Here is a 22,731-nt window from a genome sequence, read left to right as displayed (position 1 = left end):
GTTAGTTTCTCAAAGGCGGTGTTTCCTTTCAGATAGCCCTTGAGCAACAAAGAGATATAGCATCTCAGCATTGATGATTTTTTTGGGTTGAGTATCTCGCTTGTTAATTTTTGAGCCTTTGTTATAGATATCGAGGATGATCTGCGTGAGTGAGTCGGCATTATTAAGGAGAAACTCTCCTCTTACATCGGAGTTGTTATTGAAAAGTCTTCTGGCTTGTTCTCTGGCACTTCCTAAGTAGGGCGGAGCTTTTGATGCTGCGTCACTATTGAGAATATCTCTGACTTCATTGCTTGACATATCGCCAGTAGATAGTCGTTCCAGTTCTGATTCAAGGGTATTTCTAGCCATATAGAAGGAATCAATGGTATTTGCCCCAGTATGAGATGCTTCATGGATAATTGTTGCAATATCATCCCCCTCTGAGGGGACAGTACAAAATAATTTACAGGAAATATTTTTTCTATTTTTACGTATAAATGCATCGCTCATTTTTAAATTTATATATATGCGACTAAGTGGATCTTCTGTATTTGTTAAACCATAAACATCTATATTTTTGTGTTCGACTAACCAGACTCTACTGCAATCATCATCAATATGTTTTCTAAGAACTTCATTGATTTTAGAAGTTTTATCAATTAGCATTTCTAGTATGTAATTTGACTCCTTACTATTCTTACATTTAATTTTTTTATTTAGATATTCTGCGATATAGTTTTCTTTTTCACCCTTTAGAAGGATGCGTTTCACTTTTTCAGTAATTTCTTGCGAGTTAATTACATCGATTTTTATGTTTTGTGCTACTTCTTGATATTTTAAGTTTTGAGATGTTTCTTCTCTATTTAAACCATAGAAATGGATTTTCTCGCAATTACTATTAATGTTCTTATCTATGATGTTTATTTTTTTATAATCTTCAAAATCTAATGTTCTAAATCCTTCTCGGTAGCTTTTTAATTTTACTTGTTTTTTAAATTTAATAATCAACTCAGAGCCAAGTGTTTTTTTATTTTCATTAATAAGCTTTTCAAGCTTATTGGTCTCCGATATACTTTTTTCTTCTGGGACAGAATAAAACATATTATCAGCTTTATCAAAGTAACAAAGTATTTTGTCAAACTGATCTGAGCCTAGCTCAAAAAGATGAGGGAAAAGTGGATGTTTTCTTATCCTTACATATCCATCTTCTAGTCGTAAGTATTTTTCTTCATATTGTAATTTTACGATTCCTCGGTTGTCTATTGGATTACAGTCATGCAGGTTTAGGTCTGTTTTGTAGAAAGATGAGGGGATGGATTTTTTAAGATGTATGGAAACATTAGAATATAATTGAGAATTAGATCTGCTTCTCATTAGTATGTTGTTTTTTTTACCAAAATGCCAGGTTTTATTCTCACCCAAATATATTGGATAGCCTATTTTATTGGGTTTTTTATAATCATAAACTTCAACACCTCCGATGTTTTTTCCCCCAGATCTAATTGGTACAAGGTAGTTATCCATTTTTATACATGCTAATAATTTTCCATTTGATTGTTTTGTGTAATATAGATTGTATTCATTTATTTCATCTGTTTTTTTATAATTTTTATTTTTAATTGATAGCTGTGATAGTAAATTTTCCGTTTTTATTATGTTGTACACATTTCCTTCACCAAAGAGGATTTTTTTTCTTTCTAACTCCCATGCTTTACCCTTTCTTGAGTACTGCCATTTTTTTTCCTTTGTTGAATAGATAACCTCTTGTTCTATATTATTTTTTTCGATAACATATCCTTTTCCATTATATAAAATTGCATACTCTTTATTTTCTATTTTTATGTATGGTTTGTTTTTTATAAAAATAAAGTTTTCTGGTGGGCTAATTTCATTTTCTATAACTATACCATTACTGTTTTTAGGAGATGAATCAACGATTATTTTTGCCATAAAGGCAGATTGACCGATTAAATTTTGTATGTCTTCTGGATTGTGTTCTTTATTCTCCAGATCATCGGCTATCAGTCTTAGCAAAGGGCTACCTATATTTTGCAATAATACTATATGATTAGAACCAGGTATTAATGATAGTATAGAGGAAATTACTTTATCTGCAAATAAAGTTGCTTTTTTAAGATTTTCTATTTTTTCTTTTGAAGCGCATCGTCCAAATTTTTCGTAATAATAAATCACTTGAATTTCTTGTGATAATTCACTTACTGGATTCGATAGTGTATTCCCTATTTTTCTTAAAATATCGCCTAGTGTCATATTTTTTCGCTCTTCCAGGCAAGTGTAATCTATTTTTTCTATTTTAACGTCATCATCTTTTCTTTCTTCTTTTTTTATTATCCTTTCGGTTTTTTTTATATGATTTAATACTGTGAATCTAAAATAATCTGGTGTGGTTTTATTTTTTATAAAAATATCATTAATGTTATTTTTCTTGCTTTTGTTGTTTTCTATTAAAGCATTTCTATGTTCTTTTACGAGAGAATCTATTGCTTTGATGAAAACTTCGTTTTGCAATCCATATGTTTCTTTTGTAGTCATATTGACTGGAATCTTTTTGTCTATCTTATTCGATAAATTATATTTTTTGTTGTTATATGTATTAGTTACATCCCTTTTACGTTCTTTTTTTTCAGGTAAAGAATCGTCGATTTCCGCAGCTTGAAGGTGATTGTTTGTCGCCGATAATGTTGTCTCTCTGGTTGTGGATAATAAAGCATTCGTTGGCCGAATATAATTAAGTAGCAGCATTAACTGGATCGTTGTGGCAACGGCATTTTTCCTGAAATAGCACGGATTGGCTTGAATATTTAACACGCTTGGGGAGTTTTTGGCGTGGTTAACCAGTGGGATAGTATTGTACATGCTATCCTGATTATCTGAACTGTTTCTATTCACATTTTCCTTATGAAAAACATGATCTATATTTTTTTTATTAAATTTACTTTGGTATCTTTCTGTTGATGTACGATATTGTGACTGGGATATTGGCATTTTTTTTCCTCTTTGGCTGAAAATAAAAAATACAATTTTTATCCATTTATAACTATCAGAAAATAACTATTGTTAGTGTTTTTTAATTCATATTATTTATTGGTAATGCTAATTAGTAGGAGACATGTTTTTTCTATGAAGGTTCTGGTAGATTTTCTAATATGTCTAAACTGAATGAGAAAAATAGATTATTTTACGTGAATGTCTACGGGGTTTACTTGTCTTAAGCGGCAGTTAGCTGAATGAGATGAGGAACTGGCCATTCTAAGACCACAATATACTGCTCGAAGCACTTGAAATGAAGACATTACTAACATTGATGTGTGTTAATCAACAGAGGGGTAATCCCCCCGAAAAAGCGGTGTGTTTATAAGTAGAATTTTCTCGTAATCTGAACTGGGGAGATCTCTATGAAAAAATCACGTTTTACTGACAGCCAGATCATGTCCATCCTGAAGCAAGCCGAGGCCGGAACACCTGTGGCCGAACTGTGCCGCGAGCATGGTATGAGCAATGCCAGTTTCTATAAGTGGCGTTCTCGCTTTGGCGGTATGGACGCCTCCATGATGACCCGTCTGAAAGAACTGGAAGACGAAAACCGTCGCCTCAAAAAAATGTATGCTGAAGAACGGCTCAAAGCCGAAATCATTCAGGAGGCCATGGCAAAAAAGTGGTGATGCCATCGTGTCGAAAGCAGATGGCACAGGACGCGGTCAGAAACCGAAACGTCAGTGTGCGTTTTGCCTGCCAGTTGTTTGTTGTCAGCGAAAGCTGTTATCGCTATCAGCCTCATCTGAATGAAGAAAATGACCTCATTGCTGACTGGCTGCTCCGCATCACTGACAGTCAGCGCAACTGGGGATTTGGTCTGTGTTTTTTGTACCTGCGTAATGTCAAAGGCTTCAGGTTCAACCACAAAAGGGTGTACCGGATTTATTGCGAGTTGTCGCTGAACATGCGAATCAAGCCGAAAAAACGACTGAAACGGGATAAACCTGAACCGCTGGCGGTGCCTGAAAACAGAAACGAATGCTGGTCGATGGACGTCATGCATGATCAGCTATCGGATGGTCGTTCAGTCCGTTTGCTGAATGTTATTGATGACTTTAATCGTGAAGCACTGGCAATTGAGGTGGATTTTTCCCTGCCCGCCAGTCGGGTAATCAGAACGCTGGAACAACGCATTGAGTGGAAAGGAAAACTGACGGCAATACGGTGTGATAACGGGCCAGAATATACGGGGAAGATGCTGATGTCGTGGGCGGTTCATCAGAATATAACCCTTCGTTTTATTCAGCCCAGCAAACCTCAGCAGAATGCCTATATTGAACGATATAACCGGACGGTGCGTTATGACTGGCTGGGGCAATACCTATTTACATCACTGGATGAATTGCAGAATTATGCCACTCAGTGGCAATGGTTTTATAATAACGAACGTCCGAATATGGCGTTGAATGGCTACACACCGATGCAGCATATTCAACGCATAACCTGATTCTACTTATCACCTCCGCTAAAAATGGGGGATTACCGATGAACAGTACCGAACTCTTGCTGTTGCCGCCAACGTAACTGACTTTACCCGTACCACTGTGCAACGCTCCGGCCAGGTAGTATTTTTCATTCTGCCCCGGCGTAACTACACGCTTTTGGTGACCACGCAACTGCCAGTCTGCACCGATTTTTGGATTAAGGTGGATATCCACCTTATCTTCGTAAAACACCGGATGTTCAATGCTACATTCATCCAGAGCCTTACGGATTACCGCCATTTTTTCATCTTTATGCGGGTCACGGATACGCAATGTAGGCGCGGCTCTGCGCCACACAAGCCCCGCTGACGGAAGCCAGCGACGGACGGTTCCGGCGTGTAACCGGCACCCCGTTATCTCATTGATTTTTATTGCCAGAAGTTCGGTGCTCCAGCGTGAACTCTGATAGCCAAAATCAGCGGGAGAGTGCTTTATCAGTTCCCGTAATAAGGTACAGATGTGCTCAAAAGGCCAGCGACGGGAGCGCCCTGCGGGTAAGGATGTCAGGCCTTCAACACCCGACAACGTAAACCAGTTAATCCAGCGTCCGACGGATGAACGGGCGCAACAGAGCGTTTTGGCGACATCGCTGACACGGTCTCCTCGGTGCAACATCAGTATAGCGGTGAGTCTGCGGCATGATTTTTATCGCGCGTTTTATGGATAGCTTTCTGCATCAGGCGTCGCTCGTCGCGAGGAATGGGTGCTATGATCGGCATTGCTCAGTCCGGTTGGTGATTTGTTTTGATTTGGCGATTGATCAGATCGCACAATCCGGGCTGAGTTCCCTCAAAGTGATCTACTATTCCGCGCAGCTATTTAGCGTAATGCCCTGTTGAGAACTGGTCAGGTTAGCGACGTTCGCACCAACACCATCCTCGGTTGCCACGAGTCGGATGCGCTCTGCATACATGCCGCCGAGCGCTTTGGTGTCGACCGCCAGCAGTGGTTTTGCACCTTCTCCGGCGATAGGAGCGATCGTGCCGGTTTTGAAATCGACCCGATTGCTGCCTTGAGTCAGCGTCAGGTTTTTCGCATTGATTTTGCCGTTCAGTTCGGTTGCCCAGCTGAGGATATCGACATAATCCGTTGCTGAACCGTCTAGGCCTTTGCCACCAATGGTGATGCTGCCTTTTTTCACTTCCAACGCTTCAAGTGCGCCTTGCTGGTCTAACACCGGTTTCCCTGTCGTCAGCGTGGCGGAAGGCGTATTGATGAACCCACATCCATCACAGGTGATACCGTTCGGTCTGGCAATCAATACGTTGGCTTTATTCCCGAAGACTTCTATCTTCCCTTGCAGGTCTGAGCGGGTGGAGCCCGTCACCTCGTTGATAATCAGATCGGCCGCTTTGCCATTGAGGTTGGCGTTAGCGTTTACCTGTCCGGCCAGCTGCGATTTCCCAGCAACGGTACTGTTGTTGAGCACAGCACCGGGTGTCCCGACGCTGAAGTCTTTATAGGTATTGTGAGAAACACCTGCCGCATTTGGCGTTGCGATATTGATGACCGGGACGGCACCCGCGTTATTGACCTGCGTGCGTGAGCTGTCTGGCGTGAGCACCGCGAACGCGGGGTGTAACGGTTGGATCGCGGTCAGGTAGATCAGCAGGTAGCTAAGCCCGCGTGTAGTGCGGTTATTGAATTTTTCCATGTGACTTTCCTTGTTTTCCTTTTGCTGTGAATCAATGACTTAATCAAAAAGTGCCGTAATGGGGAGGGAGAGTTGCCAGTAAACGACGGCGTTATCGGGATGGAGATCGTCCGGGAAATGCAGCGGTACGCCGAGCGACACCGACTGGCTTACCCAACGTGAAGACGCGGACAGGCCGACGGAAGCACCGGTCATATTGCCGCCATCGACTTTGCCGGTTTTTCCGGCGATCCATCCGCTATCCACTGCTGTTGTGAGCGCGATATCACCCAGGAGCGGCAGCGTGGCGAATTGCCAGTTCACTTCGTTACGCCAGTAGAAACCCCGATTGCCGGTCAGCGTTTGTTCCTTAAAGCCCCGCACGGAATACTCGCCGCCGAGCGAGACACGTTCGCTGGTATACAGGTTGTCCGGCGTGGTTTGGCCGTAAAGGGAAGTCAGGAAGGTCAGCGAGGGTGTAAGTGGGTAGAAATAGCTGCTGCTGACGCTCAATTTACGGAACTCGCTGCGTGGCAGGCCACTGTTTTCCTTTGTGTCATCCGTCGCGCCCCAGCTCCTCAAGCCGTGGCTTAGCATCGGGTTGAGCGTAAAATACCCACCCGCCAGCGTGGTGCTGTAGCTCAGTCCGATACTGGCGCTACTGACCGTCGGGCTGCTGACTTCAAGGCGTTCACCTGCCATGCGGTTCTCGGTGCGTCGACGAGAAAGCGCGCTATCCAGCGCCAGCTTCTGCTTCCCCTCCCGGTAGAGCGTACTGTTAAGGCTTAGGCGGTGGGTATTGCTTTGGCCTTCATAGCGATACGCGCTGCTGCCAATCGGGATCGGCTGGAAAAAGTCGTTCCAAGCGTATTGATAGCCGAGTGTCCAGTAGCCATAAGGCAAGGACATCCCGCCCGATAAGGCTTTGCTGCCGTAGCTGTGGCTGAAAGCGCTATCGCGGCTGGCGGTGAGCCACCAGCGGTCAGCGAGTCGCAGCGGGTTATCGAGCGTGAGATGAGTGGACAGCTGTTCGCGACCCGTGCTTTTTTGTCCGCTGTTGTCCGTGCTGAGATACACGGTCACAGGGCGGGATTGCGTGGTGCGTTTTAGATAAACAATCGAACTTCCGGCGTGTTTTCCCGGCTGAATATCAATCGCCACCTGTTGCGAAGGCAGGCGATTCAGCTGTTCCATCCCTTGTTCGATATCGCGCAGATTAAGAATACGTCCTTCCAGTCCGGTGAATGCCATCCGGATTGCCAAGGGTGTTTCCCCTTCCATGCGGATGGCTTCTATTTTTCCCTCGCTGACGCTGATGATGAGTGTGCCACCGGAGAGGTCTTGCTCCTGTAAATAGGCCTGACTGGTGACAAAGCCGTGATTGAGGTAGGTGTTGGTCGTTTCCCTCACGGCGTTATGGATGGTGACTAAATCAAGGCAGCGATTTTGGTAGCGTTGCTGGAGAGCGGTCCGATCTTTCGTCGAGAAGGCGTCTGCACCGTGAAAGACAATGCGTTGGATGGGGAAGCAGGCGGCATCTTTTACTGTTGGTGCAGTGACCGTGGGTATCGTTAAGGTGGTGCTGTTTTCCAACGATAAACGCTGCTGCTTGGCCTGCTCCAGTAACGATTTTTGCTGGAGCTCTAGCGCATCTCGATCCGTTGGGCTGATGGCGGTAGCGGCAAAGGCTGAACTGCTGATGCTCAAAAGAATAATGCTTATAAAAGAAAGGGTTTTACACAAAATGAACGCAATCCTTACGTTGATTTACATTTTGCGCTTATATACACAAATGCCTTATTCCGTGGCTAGGTAAAATCGATTTCCAATAGAAATTCGACAGAATGCATTGAGAAACTTAATTTATGAGAATAAAAATGATAGTCATTATCATTTTTATATATATGGACAGATACCTATATCGCAAGATAGAGTAATTTTGATATTTATCATTGGGTTTCCGCTGTTCTGGAAACCCAATGAGGGGGAAGATTACTTAAAGTCCGCGTACGGCGTGAGTGGCTGCGGTGGGCTGTCGAGATCGCCCTGCCAGCCGGAGGCGGAGTAGCGCAGGTAGATGAGGCCGTGGCTTGGGGTGTAGTCCTTCGCTTGCTGAATGTCGATACCGACGCCCAGCGTCCAGTGTGAGCTGAGGCGGCGTTCGACGATGGCACGCGCCGTGTAGCCGAAGCCGGAACTGCTGCTGCCCTGTTCGATGGCGTCTCGGTCGGTGATCGCGGCATTGCCCAGCAGGCCAGTCAACGGATAGCGACGCTGATCTTTGGTCGAAGAACGTGACCACGACAGCGAGCCGCCGAGTTCCCACGACCAGTTTTCCGTCCGCTGCCGATAGTTCACCGGCACGCCCAGCGAGAAGTATTGCTGTGGGCTGTAGTAGCCGCCTTGACCGAGCGAGTAACCGCTTAAATCCTTCTGGTGACGCCACCACATGCTGTTTAGGCCGACCGTGACGCGTCGGTTATCCTCGTTAATCAGCTTGTAGTAATAACCTGCCATGGCGCGGGCGCGGTCATTATCGGCCACGTTTTTACCAGTAATCTGGTGGACGCTGAAATCACTCCAGACGCCGTGCGCTTCGCCCCGATCGTAGCTCAGCCCGAGGCTGACGCCTGTGGCACGCACGCCGCCCCAAGTAACACCGGTGCCTGGGTCTTTGGTGCCGCCGAACGCCAGCAATGAGCTGGAGATGGGGCGGCGCGATGCCGTCGCGGTCCAGCCGATTTGCCGCCAGTCACCGCTGTAGCTTGCGCCACCGACGATATCGACCACGTCAAAGCCAAGCGGCGTGGTGCCGATATCCCCCGACCAGCGATCGTTCTTCCAGCCTGCTGCGACGCTGGTGCCGGTGGCTTTCTGCGATTTTCCGTCGAAGCAGTCCTGCGTGGCACAGGTGCCGAAGGTTTCCCGATAGGCACCGTTGCTGTCCGTCGAGAAGGAACCGGCGTCCATCTGTACGGTATCGGTGCGGAGGAAAGCGCGGCCGTCGTACAGCGGCATGTCTATCTGCAACAGGGTGTTGTGGGCGCTCAGGTTGGAAACGCCGCCGGTACCGCTCGAACTCGAGTAATCGTGGTCAAGCGTGACGGTCACATCCTGCTTACGATACAGGTCCGCCGCATCGGCGCGGATGCTGCGCTGTAGCCAGTCGTCCCCTGTCTGATTGCGCGTCAGTCGGGTGTAGTCATCGTCACTTTGCGGCAGAGCGGGCGTGATGCCGCTGGCGACCATCGCCTGTTTATAGTCCTGCTGCGCCTGCTCAGGTTGAGATCGTTGCTGTTCAACGCGTGCCGCATCGCGATAGATCAGTGCTGTCGTTTGATCGATAGGAGTTTGACCGACGGGCTCTTTCTGCACGTCGATTTTTAGCTGACGGAAAAGCGCCGTCGATTTTTGCGGATTTCCGACCGCTTGCCAGGCGTTGGCGACGCGCCGCTGCGCATTGAGCGTATCTGCTGCCTGCGCTGGGAGCTGGTTCAGACGCTGACGTGCGTCATCTTGCCGACCCTGCGCGATAAACGCGTCGATCTCACCTAATTGTGCGTCGGGGTTCTGCGGCTCCCGTGTGCGGATGCGTTGATAATCCGCCAGCGCCGTCGCGTATTCACCTCGTGCCAGCGCCCAGTCTGCCAGCAGCAGATCGATACGGGTATCGGCTGGTTGCTGGCGCAGGAAAGCCATCGCGGCGGGTTCATCGCCCGCATCGCGCATCGCTTCCGCTTTCGCCAGCGTGGTCTGCATCGTCAGACGTTGGGATAAATCGCGCATGTCGTCACTCCACTGTGCTACGGGAAGCGTGTTCAGGTGAGCGAGTGCTTGCTCATCGCGATTGGTCGATGACAGGTAAAGTGAGTAAACGTAGTTCTTCTGCGCGTCGGCCGGTGGCACGGCAGTCGCGCGTTGTACCACGCTGTCGGCCTGCTGCATTTGCCCCAACTGGCGCAGCGTCTGGGCATAGCGATAGGCAAACCAACTATCGTTCGGATCCTGCTGGTTCGCCTGACGATACTTCTCTTCCGCCTGCGTCCACTGCTGCTGTTCCGCAAGTTGGTCCGCCTGTTGTTTCAGGATATTGAGTTGTAGCGCAGTAAGCGTCTCCCGCATTGTGTTCTGCTGGCTGCGCGACAGGCTGTTGAGGTAAGTGAGTGCTTTCTCCGGTGACTGCCGCTGATAAATCCCGACCAGACCGCGCAGGGCGTTATCGTTGCCGGGTTCAAGGTGCAAAGCCTGCTGATAGAGCGGCTGGGCAGCGGTATCGTTTTGGCTGGCGACGGCAACATCACCCAGACCAATCAGCGCATAGGGATTGGTGTTATCCATCTGGCGTGCCTGCTGATACTTCTGGCGTGCCAGCGGGAGATTATTGGTTTTTAGCGCGTTGTCGCCTTCCGCAATGGTGATCCAATATTGCGTGCTTTGGATAAGTCCTTCCCACTTGCCGCTGTTCAGGCGATTAACATCCGCCTGTAGTGCCTTCTGGAACTGTGCCAGCGCTTTTACCCGATCGCCTTCGCGCAGGTAAACCAGACCCACTGCGCCGATCAGCTCGGGGTCGTTGGGTGTAACGGCCAGCGCTTGATTTAACTCACCGAGCGTGGCGCGGTTGCCCCCGCCGCTTTCAACTTCCGCCAGACTGCGGAGACGCCCCTGATACGTGGGATCGGCCAACATTCCCTGCTGGCGGTTGAGTTCTTTTCGCGCGGTTTCTGCCTGTTCACCGTCATCAAATACCGTCAGGAAGCGGTTGAGTTCCGCCACGCTCTGCGGGGTAACCGTCATCCGACCAATAATTTCCAGCCAGAGCGATGCCGCCTGACTGCGTCCGACGGGATCGGTAGACAGTTGTTTCAGCAGCGGGTAGGCCTGTTCGTTGCGAGCCTGACTGAAGAGCTGGCGTGATAACGCCATGCGCAGCGGAACATTGTTGGGGTAAACCTGATCCAACGCTTCCAACTGCTTAATCGCGACGGGGACCTGGTTCGGCAAACGAGAAACCAGACGCCAATACTCCACGGCGAGATCGAGCGTGGGCGGCTCGCCGTGAAAGAGCGTGTCGTACTGCGCTTTGGCTTCCGCGTAACGCCCGGCGGTAGACAGCAAACGCGCCTGCTGTAATTGCTGACGCGTGGCTTCCTGCGTCAGCGCCAGCGTCATCTCTGCCTGCCGGTAAATGGCAGAATCGGGAGCCACAGTCTTCAGCTTGTCCAACTGCTGGCGCGCCTGTGCCTGATCGCCTTGACGCAGTGCCAGTCGCAGTTTGGCGGCGATAACGTCGGGGTTATCCGGGTTAATCAGCTCCAGCCGATAAAGCGACTGACGCACGAGATCGTCTTTGTTGCTGGCTTCTCCCAGACGCACCTGTTCCATCAGAAATTGTTCTGGCGATGCAGTTTCCGCGCTGGTTAGCTGCGGTGCCGCAATCAGTAAGAACGGCAGGAGGCGCAGCCAGTTTACGGTGTTGTTGTGCATTGGCTGCCCCGAGACGGTAAAAGTTGGCCTTGTGAAGTGAAGCGGTAGCGCTTCTGATCCCATCCCTGACAAAAGAGCGTCAGAGAGGCAGAGAAATACGCATTGTCACCCGGTGGGTTGGCGGCGAGCCGCTGTCGCTGGGCAGCTAGGGCGTCCGGTTGACGGGATAGCATCGGAAGCAGTGAAGCGGAAAAGCCTACCGATCCCTGTCCGGTGACGGTGCCTGTCGCGGTGTCCGCTTTTTCGGGCGGTAGCCCTTGTTGGATAGTCTGCTGAATCATCGGCTGAAACTGTTTGAGCAAATCGGTTTTTCCTCTGCTGCTATCGGCCATCATCCCCGCCCACAGATAGACGCGGATGGCGTCATAGCTGCCGATATTGGGTTTGGTGGTATCGGGTTGCCAGCCTTTGTCTTTTTGCCAGATGACCCAGTCAGGCGAAAATCCTTTTGGCGCGGTTTCCAACAGCAGGCGCTGCGTGGTGCGCTGCATCGCTTTCCATTTCTCACCCAGCGGAGCAAAACGCGCCAGCAGCTGCGGCGGAAGGTAGCTGGGGTTCAAGCGCCAGCTCTCTTTCTCTGCGAAGCCCACTTTGCCGGGCAATAACATCACGCCCAGCCCCGGAATCGTCACCACTTCTTCTTTGGCGATGCGTGCGAGCAGCGCGCTGCCTAGCGTCTGATAGCGCGCCTCTTTCCACAGCCGACCCGCTTCAAGCAGGCTGTAGGCAATCCACAGATCGGCATCGGATGCGGAGTTTGGATCCAGCACCGTCCACTGCTTATCCGTGTTCTCTCCCCACAGCCAGGCGGGCAGATTAGCGCGCAAATCGCCTGCGGACAGGTTGTCTTCCGTCCATTTCAGCAGTCGATCAAACATCACGCGATCGTTGGCAACCAGCGCAAAGAACAGGGCGTAGCTTTGCCCTTCGGACGTGGTGATTTTATTGGGTGTTGAGGTATCAATCACCCGTCCTTCCTCGCTGATGTAATACTGCTTGTACTGCTCCCAGGCTGGCCAGTCGCAGACAGCGGCGGTGGCCAGGGAAGCCCAGAGCCACAGCAGCGTGGCGATCAGGTAACGCAGCACGCGTGGCATGGGGCGTTAGTCCCTTTCATCCGGCGACAGGCGACGGCGGCTGAAGAATTTCAGGCCACGCCACAGCAGCCAGGCAACAATAATGACGGTAAGGGTCGATATGATCGCCAGCCAGACGGGATGCTGCGCCAAGGCGTGCCAGATACGTTCCCACCACGGCAGGTGGCCGACGTAGTAAACGTCGCCGACGCGCAGATTATTGATGCCCGATTCGCGGATCACGGAAACAGAACCGAACAACGAGGCTCTTTTTTCGCCATCAATCAGCGTGTTGTTGAGTAGCGTATAACCCTGCGAGCTGTCGGCCAGCAAGGCGACCACGCTGCGCTGATCGTGATACGGAGACTGGAAGCCGATAATCGCCGACATCGCGCCGTCACCGCTGACGGTGGTTTTGCTGTCTGGCGTCGCGTCAGATGCGGGTGCGTCCCTATCCGGGATCGCGGTCTGACGCGTTGGCTGCTTGATCCAGCTTTGCGTTTGCTCGACCAGCAGGTTGATTTTGCTGTTGTCGTGCAGCTCTGGCGGGATAGCGCCGATCATCAAAATATCGCGGTCCTGTTTGTCTGCCTGCGTCCAGTCATCGCTGAGCTGTACTGCCAACGCTGGGTAGCCGGTTTGCGCGCCAATGTTACCGATGGCGTTCAGCATGGCGCTGACCTGAGCCGGTTGTGGCTGCTTGTTCACTAGCACCAGCGTTTGTGACAGGTCAGCCAGTCGGCTGAACGGGTAGCCCGCATTGGCAAAGGCACGCAGATCCGGCATTGCCATAAAGTGACGATAGCCAGAGAAGTTAATCGTCGAGTTACTGTCGATGACGGCGTGATTGACGACCGGCGTATAGGTTTCGCAGCGGTCGGCTGTGCCGCTAGAGAGCAGCGTGGTGTAGTTGAAATCAAAGCGCAACTGGTTGGTGGTGCCCAGTTTCAGCGCCGGAATGGACAGGCTCTTGTCGGAATCCCATAGCCCCTGCGTGAGCGGCAGGCGCATCAACAGGGAGTTCTGGTCCTGTTCCGGTGCCAGCGAGAAGGCCTGTACGAACTGGTTGTTCAGGTTGATGCTCAGGCGCGAACCGTCCTGAACCTGCGGCGCGGTGTAGCGATATTTCAGACGCATATCGATTCCCTGACTGCGGATCAGGAACAGGTCGGGCGGCAGGTTCATGGCCAGCGAAATCGGCCGGGGCACGATACCGTCGGTTTGCAGCTGTTCGTTATATTGCTGTAGTTCGGCGAAGGTCATCGGGCGGTCGGTGCGAACCCAGTTTGGCGCATCATACGGCTGACGTGGGGCGAGCTGTTCGACCTTATCGATGGTGACGCTTTGCCCACGGAACAGCGGGTTCCCCTGTGCGATGCCCTGCACGGCGGTGAGCAGTTCATTGTCATCACGCCCCTGAACCAGCAGCAGCTTCACGTAAGGATCGTTGGGGTGGCTGATGATCGATACCGTTGGGCCGTTCACGGCGGGAGTATCACGCAGGAAATCCGGCCGCTTATCGTTGGTCGCGAACACAATACCGTGACTATTCGGCAACTGGTTGAAGAGGGCAGGGAAAGACTGCCCGCGCCATTGTGCTTTGCTGCCAAACCACGAGGCGAGTACCGCGGCGGCACGCTGTTGCACCAGATCCGGCTGGTCGGCAAAGACGATGGGCAGCGTCAGCGGGCGGGTATCGCGGCTGTCAAAAAACGGTGCAGGGAACGGCGACAGATCGTCCTTCAGCGTCAGCTTCTGGAATTGCAGGTTGAGCGCGCTGGCTTTGCTGACATCCAGCCATAGGCTGGTGCTGGCTGGGTTTTCACAGATGTTCTGATAATGGCCGACAAACACCAATTGCAGGCTGTTAAAGTCCGTGATGTAGCGCGGATCGATAGGCAGGCGAACGCGGTTGGATTTCCCCATCTGCTCTTTGCTAATCGTGGTGACGCCCATGAGCTCATTGTTCAGGTAAACCTTGATATGCGACTCGGTGGGAATCAGCGCTGGTGACGGCGTAAATTCGAGGTCAAGCGACGCCTGTGTGACCACTTCGTCGCTGCGAACGCCGAACTCAATCTGCCCGTTGGGATCGACACCGCGCAGCGCAAAGGTGCCCGGCGCAGGCGCGATTTGCGCAAACGGCATCACCACGTTGCGCACGGCGGCGTTGGTCGCCGGTGGCGCCAGAGGAAGCACTGGTATCGTCGTCGCTGGCGCTGTGGTGGCAGCGTTGGTGGGCGGCAGGGTCGCGTCCCCCGTGGCCGGTGTTTGGGCGTGCGGTGCGGTGACAGCCTGAGATAATGAGCTGACGCCTAAAGCCAATGCAGTGAACCAGATTATTTTTTTCGTCATCGTGTCATCATCAATGTTAAGGGCCTTTCTCGTTGTCAGGAGAAAGACCGTTGATCACGGCCTGTGAATGGCAATCAAGCCACTGTCTTTTCTGCAAACAGGTTCTCTTGTGCAAATCGCGTTTCATGGGCAGACGGTGTCTTGCCCTGATGTACGGCTTTTTCCGGCAGCGCAGCGCCCGGTGGAGCTGCTACGGTGCGTTTCCCTACATAGCGCGGAATGAAGGACACCACCCACACCACGATGTTGAGGAACGCCAGGATAATGTTGCGTATGACGGGCGGCGCGTAATCGGCCAGGCGCAGGTAGCCGCGAAAGCCGAGCGCCAGCACATCAACCAGGCTTTCGACCGGTTTATCCTGCGGGAAGCTGTCTTGCCAGAGCGCCCAGGTGTCGGCGCGGGCAAACGTACATTGAATGAAATCAATATGCTGGCCGATGGTCAGGTTGGTCATGCGTAGGCCAATCTTGTTGTCGAACGCGCGGGTGACGCTGAACGGGAAGGCGTACTCCTGCTGACCGCGTTTTAGCAACAGCGAGACGCTGTCCCCGACCTGAAGAATGCCCGACTCGCGGGCTTCAACGCCCACGCCGCCATCGGAATAGTCGCGCAGGACGCAGGGGAACAGATGCCCATCGGCACGGAGGATCGCGGCGGACATCGACATTTCCACCCGGTGGGCCTGACGCACCTGCTTGGCTTCTACGGCAACCGCGACGGCTCCGCCTAAAATGGTCATGTTGTATACGACCCACAGCAGGCTGATGAGCACCGTCATGATCTCTTCCGGTGGCCCGTAAATCAGACGCCAGATGCCATACATCACTCCAGCGATATTCAGCAGCACCAGCACCAGATAAGGCCGCGTAATCACCCAGTCAACATGCTGTTCTTCCACCAGCCCGCCTTTGGCTGTTACGTTGAATTTCCCTTTGTGCGGGTTAAACAGCGCGACGGTAGTCGGGCGAGCGATGTACCACGCCAGCACGGTTTCATAGATTTCACTCCAGAACGAGTGACGGTAGCGGCCCTGAATACGCGAGTTGGTCAGGCTGGCGTGCACCATGTGTGGCAGCACGTAGAGCGCGATGGCCAGCGCCGGGGCGAAGATGATGTAGGCATGCAGCAGGAGGAACGCCAGCGGTGCGGTAAGGAAGATCAGCCGCGGAATACCGGACAGAAAGTGCATCATGGCGTTGGCATAACATAGCCGTTGCCCCAGTTTCAGCCCCTTGCCAAATAGGGGGTTATCCAACCGGAAGATTTGCACCATGCCGCGCGCCCAGCGAATACGCTGCCCGATGTGGGCCGAGAGGCTCTCGGTCGCGAGTCCGGCGGCCTGTGGAATGCGGATATACGCCGAGCTGTAGCCAAGGCGATGCAGGCGCAGTGAGGTGTGGGCATCTTCCGTCACCGTTTCGACCGCAATCCCGCCAATCTCATCCAGCGGTTTACGCCGCAGGATGGCGCAGGATCCGCAGAAGAACGTGGCATCCCACATGTCGTTACCGTCCTGAACCAGACCGTAGAACAGCGTGCCCTCATTAGGCGTGCGGCGGAAACGTCCCAGATTGCGTTCGAACGGATCGGGCGAGAAGAAATGGTGCGGCGTTTGCAGCATCGCCAGCTTTTTGTCTTTGAAGAACCAGCCCATGGTTAATTGCAGGAAGGAGCGGGTAGGGACGTGGTCGCAGTCGAAAATGGCGACGAACTCGCCTTTCGCCTGTTTCAGGGCGTTGTTGATGTTCCCGGCTTTGGCATGTTCGTGCGTGACGCGGGCAATGTAATGGACGCCGACTTCTTCTGCGAAGGCTTTAAATTCGGCGCGCCCGCCATCATCCAGAATATAAATATTGAGCTTGTCTTTAGGCCAGTCGATGCCTAGCGCGGCATACACCGTCGGTTTCACGACGCTCAACGGCTCATTGTAGGTCGGGATCATGAGATCGACGGTCGGCCACGTTTTGCTGTCTTCCGGCAGTGAAACCGGGTGGCGGTTCAGCGGCCAGATCGTCTGGAAATAGCCCAGAACCAATACGACCCAGGCATAGGTTTCCGCTGCCAGCAGCAGCAGGCCGCAGATCAGACTCAGCGGATCGTCCCAGTTCAGCGTTTCGGTGTAGCGCCACCATAGGTAACGGCAGGAAACCGTGAAAGAAAGGGCGATCATCATGAGCGTCGGCATGCGTCCCGGCATGTTGCGAACGAGCATGGCGATGCACCACAGCAGCGTCATGAAAATAAACTGTGACAGCAAATCAAACGGCTGCGTGATGCACAGCAGCGCCAGCGCCGCACACAGCAGGCTCAGCGCGACCGTCACCAGCCTCTGGAGGCGGCTTGTCTTGGCGGAGCCTGACTCACGGTCTTCGCGATCGTCAGTATTCGCGTGGCTAAAGCGGGCGAACAGCGCTTGCTGCGCGTTCATGTAGCGTTGCCGCCAGCGCGGCAGCGCGGAGAAGTAATTGCGGCGCGATGTCGGCAACTGGCCGTTTTTGATGGTCAGCAGCCAAAGACCCTGCGTCAGATAGCGAAGAATATCGGCCGGACGCGGGCGTTGAGGCGAAATGTGTGGGAACCAGTAGGTTCGCTGCGCGCGAATCTGTTGCCAGCCCTCAGACTCCAGCCGCAGGAAGATCCAGCCGAGTATCGCAAACAGTGTGGCGAAAAAGGCAGCAAAGGCGGAGGCACCTTGCTGACGATAGCCGCGGTAGCGCTGCTGAATCGCCTGTCTGGCGGGCGGGACGAGAAAGAGGCGCAGGATCCCGCTCATACGCCGTTTTCCTTAACGTGAATCAGGCACCAGTTTGCCAGCGTCATGATCTCTTCCGCTGCCACGCTGTCCGGGCGACATTCGCCCAGCGGCTGCTTCAGCATCAGCGATTCTGCCAGAGCTTCGTCACGGTGTACTACCAGCGGCAGCAGGTGTGACAGCGTGTGCAGCCAGAGCTGATGCAAATCCTGCTGAAGCGTACTGAGCGTAGAAAATTGATTCACCAGAAAATGGCACTGACGCGGTAACGCCTGCTGATGTAAGCGCGAATGGCAGTTGGCATCGGCCACCACCACCTGAAAAACGGTATTCGCGGTGGCTAACGCCTGCCGCGTGAGCGGGCTGTTGTCCGCCGGTACATCAATCAATATCCAGCGATGGTGGCCTGCCGCGCTGAGCTGTGCCAGATTGTTTTGCCAGAGTGCAGGGTGCTGGTGGTAATGCTGCTGGAGCGTCGCGATCTCCTGTGTATTCAGACGACCAAACGGCAGAAAATCCAGACCGGGGAGATACTGCATGGCACCGGTTTGCCACGGCGCGCCATCGGCTTCCGCCCGTGCCCAGCCGCGGCGTTGCTCAAACGGCATATTGAAATTAATGCGCAGCAAATTGTCCGGCGAAAAATCAATCACCAGCGCGGATTCGCCCAGCCGTTGGAAAGCCCAACCCAGCGCGGCGGCGATTGAGGTGGTGCCTACGCCTCCACGGATTCCCTGCAAAGCAATCACGGGCATCGTCAGTCACTCCCGGCCGGTTCTTTTAATTCATCGAGCAGCGGCCAACGAGCCATCATTTGGCTGAGACGCGCCTGACGGGCGATATCGATATAGTTTATTTCAGGTAAAGAAAAAGCCTGACTGAGAACCCGTAGATCGTCGTCGGTTCTTGCATTTTCGGTTAAATCGGCGTGCGCGCTGGTATCTATACGAGTCGGTGCGTTATTCATCCCATGCCTCTGAAATAGGCTATCCATTATCATTGAGATCGATAAAGGGAAAACATCCAAATAGCAGATGTGGTGCGTCTTTTACTGCACCCAGAACAGACAGTCTGGCAGATGAAGAGTTACGCCTCTGCTGTCTTTAATAAGGAGTCAGGTGTGCCCGTTAACTATAGCAATGAATTCATGATTGCAATGTGAATGGGGAAAAATAGTAATCGGTGATTTATCAAGGGATAGGAATAATTTATAGCGCACAGTTGTGATCCCTCGGGGGGCTGCTAGAGTTTATTTTGACTGTGTTATTAAGGTGAAATGCTGCCATTAACGGAAAAGAAATCAGTCTATGAAGCAGAACTTTTCATTAGGTATTCGTGACCTTTGGGATGAGCTGGTTACGCTCCAGTTGGCGGGCTTTTATTGGGTGAATATTGATCGGCAAATTGATGCCGCATTATTTTGCCAGCAAGTCATGCACGGCCAAAATAACGACGCGAGAGTGGCGTTAATCGGCTGTGGGGAACGATCTGATTCTCTTCTGACGGCATTGTTTACGACAGACAATAAGTTTACGACAGAAAATAATAACACCGGAAAGAAACAATTATCGTGCTATGCAATACCGGAAAATAAAGCCGCGTTGCTGAATTTAACCGATGATTTAATGCGCGCATTGCGCCCTAAAAATCGTCTATTGGTGCTTTATGCTCCAGCTAGCCTGTGGCGGGATATCTCGCCGGAAGGGCTCCAGCGCTGGATCGATGACACTGCGGCATGGCTGCATCAGCGCCAGTGTACGCTGGTGGTGATCAGCCACAGCAGTGGCGTAACCCGCCTGAGGAATATGCTGATTTCCCAACATCGCGGACTTTACGGTTTAGCCAGCCTGCAATGGCAGCAGGATCGCGCCCAGTATCTGGTGTCATGGTGGGCAACGGAAAGGGGCGTGCGGGCGAATAAGGTGCAGATGCTGCAATCCGACAGTGATGGGTGGTACATGCTGAAGGAAGAGGAACCGATCCTCACGCCGTCTCTGGATGATGATGGGCTCTTTCTGATGGAAAAGAGCGTGATGGAAGGCGCACCTGCGCTGTCAGAACACTGGCAGCTACTGGACGACAACGACATTTTGGTACAAACCGGCATGCTGACCCATGCGGCTACCCTCGTTTTTGCACTCAATCAAACCAGTCAGGTGGATACGCTCGTCAAGCAAGTTCACAGCCTGCGGCGGCAGCGTGGTGAGTTGCTGAAGATTGTGGTGCGGGAAATGAAGCCTTGCCTGCGCGCTAGCGACGAGCGCCTGCTATTGGCATGTGGCGCGAATATTATTGTCTCTCATTCCGAGCCGCTATCCCGTTTCCTGACGCGGATTGAAAGCGTGCAGGGACAGCGCTTTACCAAACACGTTCCTGTCGATGTTGAAGTCTTGCTGACCACCATGCGGCCGCTACAGATTAAGGGCTACCAGCCCCCTGATATCTTTCGGCAGTCTGTGCAGATGTTGATTGATAACACGCTGATGCCGGAAGGCAGCAAGGGCGTGCTGGTTGCATTGCGCCCCGTGCCGGGCGTGCGGGCGGCGCAGGCATTGACGCTGTGCACGCTGCGACGCTTTGGTGATGTCGTCACGATCGCGCAGGGTCGCCTGTTTTTGTTCCTGTCCAATTGCCGCCTGAATGAACTGGATATCGCGCTGAAATCCATTTTCCGCCTGCCGGTGGATGAAGCGTTCAGCAATCGGATTGTCTGGTCACAAGACTTACAGATTCTGGCAGAAGTTAAATCGCTGGTGCAGGACGATACGCTGGAGCAAGAGCGGCAGATTAACGATTATGTCCAATTGCAGCAGACCGAATCTGCACCGAGCCGCCAGGTGCCGCGGCGTGAACCGATTGCTATCGATCTATTGGCATCCGATCTATTGGGTTCCGATTTACGGGCCCGCGCACCGGGAGAGCCGTCATGAACCTGATTGATATCGTTCAACTGGTGTTATTGAGCGCGGTCGTTTTCTTTACGCTTGGCTATCTGGCGCACCGTGTGATTCCCCACTGGCTTCAGTACTGGAAAAACAGGCTGCTGTCACCGCGCTACCTGAAGCCTGCGAGTGTCTGGATGCGCAGCACTTCTTCAACAAAGACGGTCTCAACCAAGCCGACTTCAGCAGAGACTAAAAAATAAAATGGACGAAAAAAAACCTACGCAGCAACAGGATACGCAAAAACAGCAAAATATATGGCGCTACTGGCGTGGGCTCGGTGCCTGGAATGTGTATTTTTTGCTGAAATTTGCCCTGTTATGGTTTGGCTACCTCAATTTTCATCCGCTGCTTAATCTGGTCTTTCTGGCGTTTCTGCTGTTCCCGATCCCCAATGTCACGCTGCACCGCTGGCGTCATATTATTGCCATCCCGCTCGGTATCGGGCTGTTTTACCACGATACCTGGCTGCCGGGTATCAACAGCATTCTCAGTCAGGGGTCGCAGGTTGCGAGCTTTAGCGCGGCCTACTTGCTGGAGCTGTTCAATCGCTTTATTAACTGGCAAATGGTTGGTGCGGCGGCGGTCATTACCGTGGCCTACCTGTTCTTCGCGCAGTGGATTCGTATTACGGTGTTTACCGTAGCGGCGCTGGCGTGGTTAAACATCGTCAATCTGGCGGGCCCGGCGGTATCGCTGATGCCCGCGGTATCGACGGCGTCCACCTCATCAGCGGCGGCTTCCCCAACGGGCGGAGACGCTGCGCTGCCCGAGGCCACCTTACCGCCAACGAACGCCAATCTCACGGCTTATCTCAACCAGTTTTATACGCGAGAAAAAACGCGAACCACGGCGTTCCCCGCTACATTGCCGCAGGATGCACAGCCTTTTGACCTCCTGATTATCAATATCTGTTCGCTATCGTGGTCGGATTTGGACGTGGCGCAGCTGGAAAACCATCCGCTGTGGAAGAAGTTCGATATTCTGTTCCGTCAGTTTAACTCCGCCACCGCGTATAGCGGGCCGGCATCCATTCGCCTGCTGCGGGCAAGCTGCGGCCAACAGTCCCACACCGATTTGTATCAGCCAGTGAATCAGCAGTGTTACCTGTTCAGTAATCTGGTGAAGCTGGGCTTTGAAGAACAGCTGATGCTCGACCATTCCGGCGTCTTTGGGAATTACCTGCGTGAGGTGCGTGAAGAGGGCGATATCCAGATCCCAATGCTGTCGCAGGAGGGCATCAGTCACCAGATTACGTCGTTCGACGGTGAGCCGATTTATAACGATCTGGAGCTGTTAAATCGCTGGTTGGGCGAGCGGGGTAAAGCGACGACAACCCGTAACGCGACCTTCTTTAACCTGATTCCGCTGCATGACGGCAACCGCTTTGTCGGCAGCAACCAGTCGGCGGACTATGCGCCACGCGCGAAGATTCTGTTTGACCAACTGGATGCGTTTTTTGACAAGTTGCAAAAATCCGGCCGTAAAGTCATGGTGATTGTGGTGCCGGAGCACGGCGCGGCGCTGGCTGGGGATAAGATGCAAATGTCCGGTCTGCGCGATATTCCGAGTCCGAGCATCACGCATATTCCTGTCGGCGTGAAACTGTTTGGCCTACAGGCACCGCATCAGGGCAACGCGCTGGAGATTGCGTCGCCGAGCAGCTATCTGGCGATTTCGGAGCTGGTGGCGCGCCTGGTCGACGGCAAAGTGTTCACCGCGCCTTCCGTTGACTGGCAAACACTGACGAGCGCATTGCCGCAAACGGAAGCGATCTCGGAAAATGAGAACGCTATCGTGATGCAATATCAGGGAAAACCTTACATTCGTCTGAACGGCGGAGACTGGGTGCCTTACCCGCAATAACCCCCTCCCATGACGTTATCGGGCAGGCGAGCATCCTGCCCGATCCTTCAGTCTGCTCCCCGAATAGCGATACTGGCTTATGCAGGGGATATCCCC

Annotated in this window: 12 protein-coding genes and 2 pseudogenes; 4 read left to right on the top strand and 10 right to left on the bottom strand. The window is 52.2% G+C overall.

Going from position 1 to position 22,731, the window contains the following annotated elements:
- Window positions 1–9: 9 nt before the first annotated feature.
- Window positions 10–2,988 carry a hypothetical protein gene (locus LOZ86_RS00530; protein WP_052012123.1) on the bottom strand — a complete coding sequence of 993 codons (2,979 nt, stop codon included), beginning with the start codon at window positions 2,986–2,988 and terminating at the stop codon, window positions 10–12.
- A gap of 410 nt (window positions 2,989–3,398) precedes the next feature.
- Between LOZ86_RS00530 and LOZ86_RS00525 the strand changes: the two genes are divergently transcribed.
- Window positions 3,399–4,486 (top strand): IS3 family transposase gene (locus LOZ86_RS00525; RefSeq protein ID WP_230242759.1). Its coding sequence is split into 2 segments (ribosomal slippage): window positions 3,399–3,651 and window positions 3,651–4,486, totalling 1,089 coding nucleotides; the frame shifts between segments, so codons are not numbered across the junction.
- Between the two features lie 37 nt (window positions 4,487–4,523).
- Here the strand turns inward: LOZ86_RS00525 and LOZ86_RS00520 are convergent.
- The 9 genes and pseudogenes from LOZ86_RS00520 to bcsR all read right to left on the bottom strand — a co-directional run.
- Window positions 4,524–5,242, bottom strand: a pseudogene (locus tag LOZ86_RS00520) (IS630 family transposase); the annotation flags it as partial.
- Window positions 5,243–5,337: 95 nt separating this feature from the next.
- Window positions 5,338–6,177: pseudogene (locus LOZ86_RS00515) on the bottom strand (filamentous hemagglutinin N-terminal domain-containing protein); the annotation flags it as partial.
- 39 nt (window positions 6,178–6,216) lie between these two features.
- On the bottom strand, window positions 6,217–7,899 hold the full coding sequence (locus LOZ86_RS00510) for a ShlB/FhaC/HecB family hemolysin secretion/activation protein (RefSeq protein ID WP_230242758.1): 1,683 nt from the start codon (window positions 7,897–7,899) through the stop codon (window positions 6,217–6,219).
- A 249-nt stretch (window positions 7,900–8,148) separates the two neighbouring features.
- Entirely contained in the window at window positions 8,149–11,643 is a 3,495-nt protein-coding gene (gene bcsC, locus LOZ86_RS00505; RefSeq protein ID WP_039513809.1) for a cellulose synthase complex outer membrane protein BcsC, read from the bottom strand.
- The gene (gene bcsZ / locus LOZ86_RS00500) at window positions 11,625–12,740 is read right to left on the bottom strand and encodes a cellulose synthase complex periplasmic endoglucanase BcsZ (protein ID WP_230242757.1); all 1,116 of its coding nucleotides are present in this window, start codon (window positions 12,738–12,740) and stop codon (window positions 11,625–11,627) included. Before bcsZ ends, bcsC begins: the two co-directional genes overlap by 19 nt.
- 6 nt (window positions 12,741–12,746) lie before the next feature.
- Window positions 12,747–15,074, bottom strand: coding sequence for a cellulose biosynthesis cyclic di-GMP-binding regulatory protein BcsB (gene bcsB / locus LOZ86_RS00495; protein WP_039485321.1), 2,328 nt, complete (start codon window positions 15,072–15,074; stop codon window positions 12,747–12,749).
- Window positions 15,075–15,148: 74 nt separating this feature from the next.
- Entirely contained in the window at window positions 15,149–17,848 is a 2,700-nt protein-coding gene (bcsA, locus tag LOZ86_RS00490) for a UDP-forming cellulose synthase catalytic subunit (RefSeq protein WP_039485319.1), read from the bottom strand.
- Window positions 17,845–18,582 (bottom strand): cellulose biosynthesis protein BcsQ, encoded by a 738-nt coding sequence (gene bcsQ / locus LOZ86_RS00485; RefSeq protein WP_039485317.1) that lies wholly within the window; start codon window positions 18,580–18,582, stop codon window positions 17,845–17,847. The genes bcsA and bcsQ overlap by 4 nt, the downstream gene beginning before the upstream one ends.
- 2 nt (window positions 18,583–18,584) lie before the next feature.
- Window positions 18,585–18,794, bottom strand: a complete 210-nt coding sequence (bcsR, locus tag LOZ86_RS00480) for a cellulose biosynthesis protein BcsR (protein ID WP_039485316.1) — start codon at window positions 18,792–18,794, stop codon at window positions 18,585–18,587.
- A 340-nt stretch (window positions 18,795–19,134) separates the two neighbouring features.
- Here bcsR and bcsE point away from each other — a divergent pair, with 340 nt between their 5' ends.
- The 3 genes from bcsE to bcsG are packed head-to-tail and all read left to right on the top strand — an operon-like array spanning window position 19,135 to window position 22,635.
- A complete protein-coding gene (gene bcsE / locus LOZ86_RS00475; protein ID WP_039485313.1) occupies window positions 19,135–20,757 on the top strand; it encodes a cellulose biosynthesis protein BcsE in 1,623 nt (540 codons plus the stop codon).
- The gene (gene bcsF, locus LOZ86_RS00470) at window positions 20,754–20,972 is read left to right on the top strand and encodes a cellulose biosynthesis protein BcsF (protein WP_039485312.1); all 219 of its coding nucleotides are present in this window, start codon (window positions 20,754–20,756) and stop codon (window positions 20,970–20,972) included. The genes bcsE and bcsF overlap by 4 nt, the downstream gene beginning before the upstream one ends.
- A 1-nt stretch (window position 20,973) precedes the next feature.
- A complete protein-coding gene (bcsG, locus tag LOZ86_RS00465; RefSeq protein WP_039485311.1) occupies window positions 20,974–22,635 on the top strand; it encodes a cellulose biosynthesis protein BcsG in 1,662 nt (553 codons plus the stop codon).
- Window positions 22,636–22,731 lie beyond the last annotated feature (96 nt).

Origin of the sequence: Pectobacterium parvum, from assembly GCF_020971565.1 — a bacterium.
Lineage (GTDB): Bacteria > Pseudomonadota > Gammaproteobacteria > Enterobacterales > Enterobacteriaceae > Pectobacterium > Pectobacterium polare.
This window is presented reverse-complemented; position numbering and strand designations above follow the sequence as displayed.

Bases quoted from the DNA above. Each gene is read 5' to 3' on its own strand.
- LOZ86_RS00530 (WP_052012123.1), bottom strand. From the start codon at position 2,988: ATGCCAATATCCCAGTCACAATATCGTACATCAACAGAAAGATACCAA.
- bcsC (WP_039513809.1), bottom strand. From the start codon at position 11,643: ATGCACAACAACACCGTAAACTGGCTGCGCCTCCTGCCGTTCTTACTG.
- bcsZ (WP_230242757.1), bottom strand. From the start codon at position 12,740: ATGCCACGCGTGCTGCGTTACCTGATCGCCACGCTGCTGTGGCTCTGG.
- bcsB (WP_039485321.1), bottom strand. From the start codon at position 15,074: ATGACGAAAAAAATAATCTGGTTCACTGCATTGGCTTTAGGCGTCAGC.
- bcsA (WP_039485319.1), bottom strand. From the start codon at position 17,848: ATGAGCGGGATCCTGCGCCTCTTTCTCGTCCCGCCCGCCAGACAGGCG.
- bcsQ (WP_039485317.1), bottom strand. From the start codon at position 18,582: ATGCCCGTGATTGCTTTGCAGGGAATCCGTGGAGGCGTAGGCACCACC.
- bcsR (WP_039485316.1), bottom strand. From the start codon at position 18,794: ATGAATAACGCACCGACTCGTATAGATACCAGCGCGCACGCCGATTTA.
- bcsE (WP_039485313.1), top strand. From the start codon at position 19,135: ATGAAGCAGAACTTTTCATTAGGTATTCGTGACCTTTGGGATGAGCTG.
- bcsF (WP_039485312.1), top strand. From the start codon at position 20,754: ATGAACCTGATTGATATCGTTCAACTGGTGTTATTGAGCGCGGTCGTT.
- bcsG (WP_039485311.1), top strand. From the start codon at position 20,974: ATGGACGAAAAAAAACCTACGCAGCAACAGGATACGCAAAAACAGCAA.